The sequence below is a fragment of the candidate division TA06 bacterium B3_TA06 genome, assembly GCA_005223075.1.
GTDB lineage: Bacteria > Hydrothermota > Tepidihabitantia > B3-TA06 > B3-TA06 > B3-TA06.
This window is the reverse complement of the sequence record NJBO01000008.1, coordinates 31052-44095: the sequence shown is the minus strand read 5'-3', so window position 1 is coordinate 44095 and position 13044 is coordinate 31052. Positions and strand designations below refer to the sequence as shown.

The following is a 13044-nucleotide window of genomic DNA, read 5'->3' as shown; positions in this document are numbered from 1 at the left end:
ACGTAATAGATTGCCCTGCTGATAGTAAATTGGATTAATATTTTATCCCAATAAATAATCTCTGCCCCCTCCTCTTGACTTTTGGCGAATTTTGTGTTTGCTTAATACTATGCTCGGTGAGAAGCTCTCCTTTCTGTGGAGGGATATCTTCTGGTGGTGGGCCAAGATTTTTTTGGGACCGCCCCTGCGTTTTTTCTTCCACATACAAAGCGAAGGCAAGAGGGGTTTTCCTCCTCGGGGACAGCCTGCGTTTTTGTTGGCTAACCACACAAACACGGTTGATCCATTCATGATCGCAGACTCCATCAACCGTCCCATACGCTACGTTGTTACTGATGAGTACTTCCGATACAAGATCAGCCGCACCTTGCTTGGATGGGTGAAAGGCATCCCCAAGACAAAAAACATCCCGGACTCGGTTACCATGCGCATATTGTTAAGGGCGGTCAAGCGTGGAGAGATAATCGGGGTTTTCCCTGAGGGCAAACGCAACTGGGACGGGCAAACCCTGCCTTTGGGCGACACGATTCCACGCCTTATAAAGAAGCTGAAGATACCGGCGATCTGTGTCAGGCAGCGCGGCTCCTACCTTGCCTGGCCTCGGTGGTCAAACTGGCCGCGCCGAGGCAGGGTGATATTTGATTTCAGCTATCTGTTTGAGAACCCGGATGAGGTCCCTGAGGATGAAAGGGAAATCAAACGAAGGATAGAAGAAAAGCTCTTCTACAGCGAACTGGAGGATCCCGAGGTCATAAAACATATCTTCACGAGTCCCACTGTGGCAGAACACCTCGAGCTTCGCTTATGGCTCTGCCCACACTGCAAGAGATTCTTTGTGCTTGAATCGAAAGGCAAGCATCTTTTCTGCACCGCCTGTGGTGCCCGCTGGAGGTTTGTTGGGAACGGGACCTTCCAACTCAACAAAGTAGGCGAACCGCTCGCAGTCGGAGCACGTAACTTCAAGCGCTACATAGACTGGACGCGCTGGAATGATGCCCAGACCATACCGATGCTTGCAGATCGCAAAAAGCAGGGTAGAAACCCTCTGGTCTCGCTTCCGGCCATGATGTGGTCTGTCCCCACCGAGACCGGAAGGGATCGCGACTTCGAACTCAAAGGAGATGGTATTGCAACCCTCACTCCCGACTTCAGGATGGTGTTTGTTCGAAGCAAGGACGGCAAGGTCCTCTTTGATGCTTCACTTAACGAGCTTAGGGGACCGGGTATCACCTGGAATCACAAGTTCGAGTTCTTCGGCGAAGACATGGCGTATCGTTTCACGTTCTTCGGCCAGTCGGCATACTTCTGGCACTTTTTGACCCAGGAGCTGGATAAAAGTAAGAGCAAAGGAGACCTGAGATGAGCCAGCCCTGGGATATGATGCTTCAGATAGCCTACCTTGCGATATTTCTCTTTATAGCAATGGTCATCCGCCGCGCTATACCCCGCTTCTCGCGTTTTCGCATCCCTGATGCAATCCTGGCCGGGGTGCTGGCTTTGATCGCCGGGCCGGGTATCCTGGGACTCGTTCCCTTCGACACCGGCCGGTTGACCACGCTGGTATACCATCTTCTCGCGATAGGATTCATCGCCTTATCCTTAAAGAGAGATACCCGCCAGGGACGAGGACGCACAGCGTTCTCCGCCGGACTGTTCAATGTGGTCTCCTACTGTGTGCAGGGAGCGGTCGGACTTGGTATTACGCTTGTGCTTATAAAAACCGTTTATCCAGACCTCTTTCCGGCCTTCGGCCTGCTTCTTCCATTCGGGTTCGCCCAGGGACCCATGGCAGGAGAGATGGCGGTTAAATGGGCTAATAAGATCTCTCCGGCAGGTATAAAAGCCTTCCCCAGCGTTAACGCCGCGGCATCGGTAGGATTCAGCTTCTCCACAATCGGTTTCCTGTGGGCATGTTTTGTCGGTGTGCCTTTGATGAATCTCTTAATAAGACGCAGGTCCCGCAGAGGGGAACCGGCTCCAGGTCTTGAGGCCAAACCCATGCCGGTAGTCCTTAAAGAGAAGCGAGAAGAAGGCGGATCGGGACGATTGGTAGAAAGGGCTACAACTCAACTTGTGTTGATAGGTGTCGTCTACATCCTGGTTTTTCTGTCCCTTAAGGGACTGACCTTCCTACTTTACACCCTGGTAGGTGAGATTGGGATAATGCAAACCATAGTGGGGATATTCTGGTCGATACATTTCGTCTTCGGTGCTATCATCGCGACTTTACTTGGCAAGCTAATCCACAAGTTAGAGGACAAAAGGATCTTTAAAACCCCCATCGCCGACAATCGCCTGCTTCAGAACATAGGGGGAGCGGCGATTGACTTCATGATCGTCGCATCTATTGCAGCCATAGACGTAAGGGTTCTGGGCGAGTTCATCGTACCCATCCTTATCATAACCACTGCCGGCGGACTTTCAGTGACCCTGTATACATGGTTCGTCGTCCGGAAGGTCTGGCCCAAGACCTATGTGGAACACTTTGTTGCGTTCTTCGGGGAGCAAACCGGGACGATTGCAACGGGTATGGCGCTTCTTCGCGGGGCCGATCCCTACTTTCGGACCCGAGCCGCATCAGACATAGTGTACGGTTCGGCATTGGCGTTGCCTTTGGTATTCCCATTGATCTTTATCGCCACCCTGCCCATTGAGGGGTTCGAGACCGGCAACCCCAACCTTTACTGGATTACCCTGGTGGCGGTTCTGGGGTATCTCGCGCTAACACTCGTGATCTGGTTTCTCCCGCCGGTCTTCCGCTTCCTCACGAAGTACTCGATAAGAGATGAAGAAGTAAGTTCGGAAGGCATAAGGAGCTTATAGAATTTTAAAGAAATGAAACACACCGATGGGAAGAGGTTAAAGGCAAACAAAGGAGGATTCGGATGCTTGAACCCTGGAGTTTGATCGTTGATCTGGCCCTTCTGGGCGTATTTCTTCTTATCGCGGTGGTTATAAGACGGTTCGTATCGTTCATCCGCAAGTTTCGCATCCCCGACGCCATCATCGCCGGATTCATTGGACTTATCGTCGGCCCCAGTGTACTTAACATACTACCTAAGATAACCCGCATCCACGGAGATTTCACGGAAGTCATAACCCCCCTTCAATCCGGAACCCTTCTGACGTTAATCTATCATCTAATGGGAATAGCATTCATAGCGCTCGCACTCAAGAGCAGCGAAGGAAAAGGCAGGACCCGCTCAGCGGTCTCCGGTGGATTCTACATGGTGGCCTCCTACGCCATCCAGGGATTCATCGGCCTTGCTGTTACGCTGATCCTCATGCTTACCATCTTCCCTGATCTCTTCCCGTCGTTTGGGTTCCTTTTGCCCTTCGGATTTGGCCAGGGCCCCGGTTTAGCCAGCCAGATGGGCAAGTTATGGTCGGATATCATGGTTCCCGGCACCGCCACCTCCGCTTTCCCGAACGGAGCATCGGTGGGATTAAGCTTTTCAACCATAGGCTTCCTTTGGGCATGTATAGTGGGCGTGCCGCTCATGAACATCCTGATTCGCAGGCGCAGACGTCGCGGCGAACCAGAACCCGGCTTTGGCAAACCACCACCACCCCAACCAGGAGCCCACTTCCTCATCGAGAAGGAGCGCGACTACTCCGGCATGGCGCGCTCAATCGACAAGGCTACCACCCAACTCATGCTGATTGGCGGAATCTATATTGTCCTTCTCTTAGGCCTGGAGGGACTCACATGGTTGTTGAATACACTGGTTCCCGGCAAACTCAGTGCCAATATGTTAAAGCTCTTCTGGGGATTCCACTTCGGGTTCGGCGCGCTTATCGGCACCCTCGTGGGCAAATTTGTACGCAAGATGGAGGATAAAGGATGGGTGAAAGGTGGTAAGGGGACCAACAACTACCTCCTGCAGCACATCGGGGGCACGGCGATTGACTTCATGATCGCCGCCTCCATCGCCGCCATAAACGTGCGGGTGCTCGGCCCTTACATCGTGCCGATACTTATAGTGACAACCATCGGCGGGGTCGTCACAATAGGCTACATCTGGTTCTTCGTGCGAAGGGTATGGCCAAAGACCTTTGTTGAACACTTCGTCACCTTCTTCGGAACTCACACAGGAACACTCGCCACCGGCATGGCGTTGCTGCGCGGGGTGGATCCGCAGTTTAGAACCTCTGCCGCCTCTGACGCCATCTACGGTTCGGGGATAGGGTTGCTAATGGGGATTCCATTGATCGCCATGGCCAGCTTGCCTGCCACCGGATACGAGCTGGGCAACCCCAACTATTATTGGATCACCCTGCTTTTAATCATAGGTTATCTGGCGGTCATACTCTTCATCTGGTTCAACCCCTGGACGTTTAAGTTCCTCACCAAGCATACAAGAGGGTCTGAGGAAAAAGAGGCGACGCCCTCCCAAAAGTAGCGCGAACCTTCAGGTTCGCCTGTTGTAGGGGCACGGCAGAGCCTGCCCCTTGAGATGCTTGGCATCTCATAGGGTATGCCGTGCCCCTACATTGACTCGGTTTGTGGTCTGGATTTCCGCGCTTCCTCAAGCAACTCGCGGATCTCAGGCTTTATGTATATCTCGTCTATGGGAAGCTCGGAAAGCGCCTTAAGGAAGAGCTCAGCCTTTATCTCATCAGCCAGACGGCTGTTGATCACGATGTAACGGTCCTCGATAACCCGACAGCCCCCTCCCCTACCCTGAAAGGTATCGTAGACCGTCTGTATGCCGAGCTTCTCGGCCACCAGCTCAAGTTCCTGTAAAAGTTTCTTAGATTTCACAACCAGCCTTTCTTTTTATACCAGTGAATTGTCCGCCTAACTCCCTCATAGATAGATACCTGGGGTTCCCAGCCGAGTTCGCGAATAGCGCGCTCCGGCGATACAAGCCAGTATGGGCTTCTGAACATACCTATCTGATCAGGGTTGAAGGCCGTCTTCTCCCTGAAGACATCGTGCACCAGCCAGGCACCAAAAACCACTAAAAAGAAGGGCAACGGAATACGCAAACTCCTTCTGCCCAGAGCATCACCGACAACATCGTAGAGATCATCAAAGGTATAGTTGACCCCGTCTGAGATGTCGTAGACCGAACCGGAAGCCACATCAGCACTAAGGGTGCGAACCGCGGCACGCGCCGCATCCTTCACGTAGATAGCGGAGATATAAATGGGTTTGAACCCTACCTTTACGCTAATCGGGCTTTTAAGGTTCTTAAAGAGGCGCAATGCTTGGATGTCGCGCGGCCCGTAGATCATGGGATAGCGCAGGATCACGACATGGAGCTGATCAAGCATCCCATCGAGTATCTCCTCGGCGGCTTTCTTGCTGTGCCCGTATGGAGAGATAGGACTATCCGGTTCTCCCCCATCCTTGGAATAAGGCCCCTTGCCCGGACCTCCTGCGGCCAGGCTTGAGATGTAGACAAAACGCTTGATCCCGACTTTAACCGACTCCTCGGCAATTACCCGTGTAGCCTGGGTGTTTACCCTGTAGTAATCACCCCACAGGGTTTCTGCACAGTGGATCACACCGTCCATCCTTGAAAGGATACAAGCCATGGCGTCCCGATCGTAGAGATCTGCGGTATGAATCACAAGCCAGGGATGATCAAGCCATCGCCGCGGACTGGTTTCTCGGATCAGGGCGTGAACCTCGTATCCTGCCTGGTGCGCCGCCTCGGATATGTGCGAACCAAGAAATCCAGATGCACCGGTTACCAGAACCTTTTTCATAACACCCACAACCTAACCTGATCGAACTGTCCTTTTTCGGGGTCCCCGCAACGGTACAAAGTAGCGTTGCGGGGTAAAAGAAATCCGGACGCGCCTGTGAGTAGAATCTTTTTTACTTCAGCCATTAACCTTAAACAACTTTCTCGCTCTTCGGGGTCCCCGCACGGACGCGGAGCGTACGTGTGGGGTGTATGCCCGGGGTCCCCATAAAGTTACTTCGTAACTTTATGGGGTAAATTATAGCCACCTTTTGTAACGATACCATCGTATCGTCTTGGCAAATCCTTCCTGAGGCAAAACCTGGGGTTTCCAACCAAGTTCGCGCATGGCCTTCTCAGAGGAGGCAAGCCAGAAGCGAGCCTTAAACTCCCGCACTTCCTCGCGGTTAAATGAAGGCCTCTTTTTGCGCACATCATGAACCCACCAGGCGGCAATACTTACTATCCAGAGGGGCAGCTTGATACGCAACCCCTTCTTCCCCAGAGCCTCACCGATCAAATCGTAGAGATACTCAAGGGTGTAGTCAACTCCGTCGGCGATGTAGTAGATCGAGCCGGAAGCGACCTTCGCCTGCAGTGCCGCAACCGCAGCCTGAGCCGCATCGGTTACATAGATCATGGATGTATAGAGGGGCTTGAACCCCATCACCGGCTGGAAAGGCCCGGAAAGTATCTTGAAGATGGGTAACATCTCTTCTCCACGCGGTCCGTAGATAACCGGATAGCGAAGAATCACTATCTGGATCCTATCGCGAAGCCCTAAAAGTATCTCTTCTGCGGTCTTCTTGCTAAAGCCGTAGGTGGAGATGGGGCAGTCGGGATCATCCTCGGTCTTCGGATATGTTCCTTTGCTTGGTCCGCCTGCTGCCTGACTCGATACGTAGACAAATCGCTTTACCCCGGCCTTGATTGACTCCTCCACAATGGCTTTTGTTCCTTCTACGTTGACCTTTTGAAGGGTTTCCTTGCTGTAACCTGACGTCGCACCTGCGTTGTGAATCACCACGTCCATCCCTTTAAGCACCCCCGAAAGGCCGGTAAGCTCATCCAGATTGGCAACGTGGATATTCAGCCAGTGATGCTTAAGCCACCGCCTTGAACTTGTAGAGCGTATGAGTGCGTGGACTTCATACCCTTCCTCGTGCGCTGCTTCGCAGACGTGTGAGCCGAGGAAACCGGATGCACCGGTGACGAGAACCTTCTTTTGTTTACTCACAACCACCCCTGTTTTCGGTACCACGCCACCGTCTCGGCAAACCCCTCTTTTGGCATCACGGTCGGTCTCCAGCCCAATTCCCTTCTTGCACGTTCACAGGATACCAACCGGTAGCGTGAACGCCGTTCCTTTATTACGTCGGGCGAGAAACCGGTTCCCTTCTTCATGATCCGGTTCATCCACCAAGCTGCCGAAGATGCAACCCAAAGTGGCACCCGCACACGCATCCCTCTTTTGCCCAACGCATCGCTGATGAAGTCATACAGGGTATCGATCGTGTACTCCACCCCGTCTGAGATGTAGTAGAACACGCCGGACTTCACCTGAGCTTTAAGTGCTGCAACCGCTGCACTCGCCGCATTGATTACGTACACCATAGGCATGTAGATTGGCCTGAACCCCATAATGGGAACAACCGAACCCGAAAGCATCTTAAAGAGCCGCAGGAGGTGTCTGTTCCGCGGGCCGTAGATGGTGACGTATCGCATGCTGACGATATCCATCTTCTCGCGGAAAGAACGCAGGACTTCCTCTGCCCGTTTCTTGCTCCCCCCATAGCCCCAAGTTGGACCGTCGGGCTCATCCTCGGTCTTAAGGAAACTCCCCAGGTTAGCCCCACCTGCAGAACGGCTGGAGGCGAAAACGAACCGACGCACCCCGGCGTTGACTGCCTCCTGTGCCACGATCCTGGTAGCGTCCACGTTAACCCGGATCAACTCCTCCCGCGTTGATCCGGGCAGAGCACCGGCGTTATGGATCACTGCATACATCCCTTTAAGCACCCCCGAAAGGCCGGTAAGCTCATCCAGATTGACAACGTGGATATTTAGCCAGTGATGCTTAAGCCACTGCCTTGAACTTGTAGAGCGTATGAGTGCGTGGACTTCATACCCTGCATCGTGCGCTGCTTCGCAGACGTGTGAGCCGAGGAAACCGGATGCACCGGTTATGAGAATCTTCTTAGTCATGGCTTTCCTGCCAAGAAATCGAAATCTAACCTGGGATCAAAACTGCAAGACATGCCTAAGGTTCGCTTACTCCTTGTAGCGGTTGAAGCGGGAAAGCTTCATAAGCCAGGCCGGGAAGGCTTTGCCAGGCTTACGCTTGCGCAGATCCAGGCTGATCTTCCTGGTAAGCCTCAATCTGGTCGGTTCGGAAAGCTCTATCAAGGTTCCATCCGGGTCGGCCAGGTAACCGAAGAGTGCTGAGACACCAAGTCCCAGATCGCGATCCTCGAGGTTGGGTTCAATAACCGGCTCGGCCCCACGTCGCACAAGTTCCTCAAAAGTTGAGCGGATATCATAAACATCGAAGCATATCTCGGTCTTACCGATATCACCCCAGCGGCGGCCGTGAAAGATATGCGGCGACTTACTGCCTTCGACTTCGACCAATTCGATCATCCCACGATCAAGATAAAAGCTAAAGAACGAGGTGGAAGGTCTGGGATCCGAAAGCATAACCCGACGCTGAGGACGTTCACCTCCAGGGATCGCCGAAAGCATGGGGTCAGTACCATTCCAGTCGTAAACCACATCGGTATAGTCGAGCACCTGGCGGTAGAAATCGAGGGAACGCTCCATATCGCTCACCGCGATGCTGGCAAAAACAATTCCCCCCACGTAATCGGTGCTGCGGCGCAGGGAGTAGTTCATACCAGGAATCTCGACCAGGTAGATGAGTAAGCCGTCAGGATCCTTGAGGAGTGCTGCTTTCCAGGCCGGATTGGCAGACCAGGGCGCGGGACCGGCAACGAGCATATCAGGTGTTTCTTCTAACAGCTCAAGTGCCTTGGCGAGGTCCGGAACCTTTAACGCCATAGCAGTAATGCCCGGATCGCCCCACTGCCAGTCCTTGGAGTAGGAAACAGGCTCGGTGGAAGTAAACTGAAATATCTCAATAGTTGCTCCACCCATAAGGTTGCCGGCCAGAACCACCTTTCGCTCGTAGTCCCCGCCGGTCAAAGGCTTAAGCCTCGTGATATAGCTCTGGTCCAAGGTCATGGGAACGTCGAAGCCTAGCCTGCGGTAGAAGGCCCATGAACGATCACGGTCAGACACCGCAATCCCTACGTGTTGAAGTACATTAATCAAATCGGCTCCTTTTCCAGTTCTACCCGGAACCTGAGTCACAAATTTACCTGTCCCCTTCTCTCAGCTTTAAAGAATAACCCGATCCCGGATACTGTCAAGCCCTTATCCTCAAAGGCCTTAACAGCTACGCCACCTCTGGGTTACAGATGAAGAATCAAGAGCCTCTCAATGCCTTACTGTAACCATCCGTATTCCTGGTAGCATTCGACGGTCTCGGCCAGGCCTTTGCTTAAATTCATCTCAGGCTTCCAGCCGAGCTCTCGAACCGCCTTCTCAGGCGATGCATACCAGTAGCGCGCCTTGAAGTTCCGCACCTGATCAGGAGAGATCCCCCTAAGCCCACGAACGTCGTGCCTGTACCATGCATTGAGCATAATCAGCCAGAAAGGAATCTTGATCCGCTTTGCCCTCTTCTTCTTACCCAAAGCCTCTTCAATAGAATCGCAGAGCTCCTCAATAGTATAAGAATTGCCGTCTGTGATCTGGTAGACTGAGCCGGAGGAAACATTCGCAGAAAGGGCACTGACAGCCGCACATGCCGCATCTCTGACGTAGATCACAGAGCTGTATAGAGGTTTTAACCCCATCAGTGGAACAAGGTTTCCCTGCAACGCCTTAAAAAATCCAAGGGTGTTATGCCCGCGCGGACCATAGATCATGCCGTAACGCAGGATGACCACCGAAAGCCTATCGCGAAGCTCGTAAAGCATCCCTTCCGCAGCTTTCTTGCTGCGTCCGTAGTCGGAGACAGGGTTATCAGGATCTTCTTCGGTTCGTGCCTGGGGTCCTTTGCCCGGTCCACCTGCGGCAAGACTGGAGACGTAGACAAGCCTCTTGATTCCGGCCCTTATTGATTCCTCTGCAAGCACCCGTGTGATATCAACGTTAACCCTCTGACACTCGGCTGCATCGCGTGCAACCGTAGCAAGCACACCTGCGTTGTGAATCACGTAGTCCATATCCTTGAGGAGAAGGATCATCGCTTCACGGTCACCAAGATCCGCAACGTGGATATGAATTTCATCCTGATTCAACCACTGGCGTGAACTTGTCTCGCGGATAAGGGCGTGGATCTCGTGACCCTCTTCGTGTGCCGCCTCACATATATGTGAGCCCAGGAATCCTGAAGCTCCGGTCACAAGCACCTTGGGGCTAGACATTCCTTCGCTCTTGCGTGATTCGCTCTGCCCAATCGCGTGCCTCGCCCAGAACGGACTCCTCATCAAGGGTGGTAATTTTGGCCTTCTTAACTACCCGACGACCGGCGACAAAGACATCCCGCACGTCCGCTGCTCCGGCGGCATAGACCAGGGTCGAGTAGATATCGTAGGTAGGTGTGGTGTGGGGGTTTGAGAGGTCCACGACTATCAAGTCAGCCTTCTTTCCAGGTTCCAATGACCCTAACCCCTCGTCCATCCCCCAGATGCGGGCCGCGTCTATGGTCACCATTCGCAAGGCTTGTCTGGCCGGGAGTTTTGTAGGATCAAGGCTGGTGCCTTTCACCAAGAAGGCGGCAAGCCTCAGCTCTTCCCACATATCCAGATTGTTGTTCGAGGCGGCACCGTCTGTTCCGAGGGATATGCGGATTCCTTCGTCGAGATAGCGAGCAATAGGTGGAATACCGGCACCAAGTTTGAGATTGGATTGTGGACAGGAAACAACAGAAACGTTGTCTCGCTTTAACAGATCCCAGTCTCCATCCTGGGGCCACACCATGTGAACAAGTCTTATTTGAGTATCCAGCAAACCCAAATCATTGAGATAGGCGACCTGGGATCTACCATGCTTTTCTATCGATTCTTGAACTTCTTTTCGGGATTCGGCGCAGTGAATCTTGATGGGTAGATTCAATTCCTCAGACAACTCTACACATTTACCAAGTTGATCTTCTGAGGTGGCATAGGTGGAATGAGCCGCAATGTGAACGCGAACAAGTTTGTCATCGCGGTACTTCTCGACCTGTCTGCGGATGTGATCAAAGACCTTGCCAGGCTTCTTTGCAGACACGGTAGGGAAGGCAAGTATCCCTTCACCGATAAGCACACGGATACCGACGTCCCTGGCAGCAGCCGCAACTTCATCTTCAAAAAAATACATATCGGCAAACAGCGTGGTGCCTCCTTTAAGCATCTCGATTGCGGCGAGACGGGTTCCTGCACGGATGAATTCAGGGGAGAGAAACTTTGCCTCCAGCGGCCAGATGTGGCCCTCTAACCAATCATCCAGAGGAAGATCGTCGGCCACGCCTCGCAGAAGCGTCATGGCCGCGTGGGTGTGGGAGTTGATAAGACCGGGGATTATGGCGGCATTGCCGTAGTCAATGCGTTCTTCTGTTCCTTGAAGACCTTCCAAGGAACCAACGGACTTTATCTTGCCTTCCTCAACAGACACGTAACCCGGGGAATAGACAGTAGCCGTTTTGTCCATCGAAACCACGTATCGGGCGGTCAGGAGAAAGCGATCCGCGTCAACCATCTATAGATATTACCGAGTCTTCCTTACAAAGTCAAGCACGAAAAATCGCCGCCGGCCTTTCAATCTGGTTTCGGAGTCAACTCTGCATTACACAGAAACGCCGTAGAATACAGATCAGCGAGGTCTGCAATCAGGACGACCGAGTGATTTGAGTGTACCCGCCGAGTAGGCCTTTACCGCTTCCTCGGCGTCAGTAAGATCGGTAAACACCGGTTTGATACCTGCCTCTTCGAAGTAAGAAATCGCACGTCTGCCCATGCTCGTAGCAATGATAACTTCGCATCCTTGCAAAGCCGGCATAAACCACCCACCAGCACCATGTCCTTGACCTGAATGAGACCCAGAATGCGGGGTATTGCTTTCGATCAACTGTTTAGAGGTAATCTCTCCCGACTCAACCTCGAATATGGCAAAGCTGCGCGCCCTGCCAAAATGTTGAGATATGGTCTTACCATCATCGGTAGGAACCGCTATCTTCATATCTCTTCTCCTTTACTGTAGAGCAAACTCACCAATGAGAGGCCTTGTTCGCGGCCTGTATCGGCTGAAGCTTGTCTTCCTTTAGCAGTTCAATCGCCTCTTTAACCTTCTTGCCCTCTACCGAATAGGCCTTGATTCCAGCGGCTTGTAGAACCTGGTAAGCCTTCGGGCCGAAGTTCCCGGCAATAACCGCCTCTACTCCCCGATCGGCAAGCATCTGAGAAGTCTGCACACCAACACCTCCACCTGCGGAAAGGTTTGGATTGGCAACTACCTCAACCTGATCTCCGTTGATGATTAGAAAGTAAGGCGCGCGACCGAACCGCACATCAACCTGATCTTCCAACGTCTTACCACTTGCAGAAACCGCTATCTTCATCAATTCCTCCTTCTTAATTTATGGATTTTCACAGCAGCGCTTTGGAGATTGGCAAGGATTATCCTTGCCGCAGCAACCTCCTTCATTCAAACTCCCCTTCACAATAAACCCTGCACCGCCTGATATCTTCCGTTTGGCTTTGACTCCGCACTTCGGGCACAGCACTTCGGGGTCTTCGCTCATTGCATGGAACCGCTCAAAGGCCTTCCCGCATTGTGGACATCTATAAACATAGGTAGGCATTATTCCTCTTTTCGCATCTTGCGAATCAACTCGACCAGCGCCTGATGAAGTACGGCAGCGGCAAGCGCTGCACAGTGCTCGTGCTCCTTGGGAAGACCGCCCAGGAAACTCTTGATCGAGGAGGCGGTAATTCCGACTGCCTCCGCTAAACTCTTGCCCCAGGCAAGAACGGTCATAGCACTGCTACACGCCAGGGTCGCCTCGCACCCGTCGGTCAGGAAACGAATCTCGTGAATCCTGCCGTTCTGCTCACGAAGCGAAACGCAAATGGTATCGCCGCAGGGCCCGGTATAACTTACCGATACGTCCGCGTTCTCCACCTCGCCCACGTTTTGCGGCTCCCAGGCGTGGTCGAGAAAGGTATCAGAGCCTTTTCCAAAAAGTCTTTTCCAGACCTCGGCGCCGGTTTGCTCATCCGTCATGGTTAGATTATAAGCTCTA

The 13044-nt window shown here is 52.9% G+C and carries 14 protein-coding genes; 3 read left to right on the top strand and 11 right to left on the bottom strand.

From position 1 onward, the window contains the following. Positions 1-109: 109 nt before the first annotated feature. The 3 genes from CEE36_06200 (at position 110) to CEE36_06190 (ending at position 4403) form a co-directional block, all read left to right on the top strand. Positions 110-1363 carry a hypothetical protein gene (locus CEE36_06200; protein TKJ42854.1) on the top strand — a complete coding sequence of 418 codons (1254 nt, stop codon included), beginning with the start codon at positions 110-112 and terminating at the stop codon, positions 1361-1363. Then, positions 1360-2823: a sodium:glutamate symporter gene (locus tag CEE36_06195; GenBank protein TKJ42853.1), complete on the top strand. Its 1464-nt coding sequence runs from the start codon at positions 1360-1362 to the stop codon at positions 2821-2823. The genes CEE36_06200 and CEE36_06195 overlap by 4 nt, the downstream gene beginning before the upstream one ends. Before the next feature lie 62 nt (positions 2824-2885). After that, a complete protein-coding gene (locus CEE36_06190) occupies positions 2886-4403 on the top strand; it encodes a sodium:glutamate symporter (GenBank protein ID TKJ42852.1) in 1518 nt (505 codons plus the stop codon). A gap of 86 nt (positions 4404-4489) precedes the next feature. Here the strand turns inward: CEE36_06190 and CEE36_06185 are convergent, their stop codons facing one another. From CEE36_06185 to CEE36_06135, 11 genes are all read right to left on the bottom strand, one after another. Beyond that, positions 4490-4765, bottom strand: coding sequence for a hypothetical protein (locus CEE36_06185; protein TKJ42851.1), 276 nt, complete (start codon positions 4763-4765; stop codon positions 4490-4492). Then, a complete protein-coding gene (locus CEE36_06180; protein ID TKJ42850.1) occupies positions 4762-5718 on the bottom strand; it encodes a hypothetical protein in 957 nt (318 codons plus the stop codon). Before CEE36_06180 ends, CEE36_06185 begins: the two co-directional genes overlap by 4 nt. 237 nt (positions 5719-5955) lie before the next feature. Beyond that, on the bottom strand, positions 5956-7011 hold the full coding sequence (locus tag CEE36_06175) for a hypothetical protein (protein ID TKJ42849.1): 1056 nt from the start codon (positions 7009-7011) through the stop codon (positions 5956-5958). Further along, the gene (locus CEE36_06170; protein ID TKJ42848.1) at positions 6930-7901 is read right to left on the bottom strand and encodes a hypothetical protein; all 972 of its coding nucleotides are present in this window, start codon (positions 7899-7901) and stop codon (positions 6930-6932) included. The genes CEE36_06175 and CEE36_06170 overlap by 82 nt, the downstream gene beginning before the upstream one ends. Before the next feature lie 66 nt (positions 7902-7967). Further along, entirely contained in the window at positions 7968-9026 is a 1059-nt protein-coding gene (locus tag CEE36_06165; GenBank protein ID TKJ42847.1) for a hypothetical protein, read from the bottom strand. 173 nt (positions 9027-9199) lie between these two features. Then, positions 9200-10249, bottom strand: a complete 1050-nt coding sequence (locus tag CEE36_06160) for a hypothetical protein (GenBank protein TKJ42846.1) — start codon at positions 10247-10249, stop codon at positions 9200-9202. Next, positions 10179-11501, bottom strand: coding sequence for an S-adenosylhomocysteine deaminase (locus CEE36_06155; protein TKJ42845.1), 1323 nt, complete (start codon positions 11499-11501; stop codon positions 10179-10181). Before CEE36_06155 ends, CEE36_06160 begins: the two co-directional genes overlap by 71 nt. Before the next feature lie 114 nt (positions 11502-11615). Beyond that, positions 11616-11981: an iron-molybdenum cofactor biosynthesis protein gene (locus CEE36_06150; protein ID TKJ42844.1), complete on the bottom strand. Its 366-nt coding sequence runs from the start codon at positions 11979-11981 to the stop codon at positions 11616-11618. A gap of 28 nt (positions 11982-12009) precedes the next feature. Further along, complete coding sequence (locus CEE36_06145) at positions 12010-12360, bottom strand: hypothetical protein (protein ID TKJ42843.1); 351 nt, start codon at positions 12358-12360, stop codon at positions 12010-12012. Positions 12361-12378: 18 nt separating this feature from the next. Next, the gene (locus tag CEE36_06140; protein ID TKJ42842.1) at positions 12379-12603 is read right to left on the bottom strand and encodes a hypothetical protein; all 225 of its coding nucleotides are present in this window, start codon (positions 12601-12603) and stop codon (positions 12379-12381) included. Then, positions 12603-13025: an iron-sulfur cluster assembly scaffold protein gene (locus CEE36_06135; protein TKJ42841.1), complete on the bottom strand. Its 423-nt coding sequence runs from the start codon at positions 13023-13025 to the stop codon at positions 12603-12605. Before CEE36_06135 ends, CEE36_06140 begins: the two co-directional genes overlap by 1 nt. Between the last annotated feature and the right edge of the window lie 19 nt (positions 13026-13044).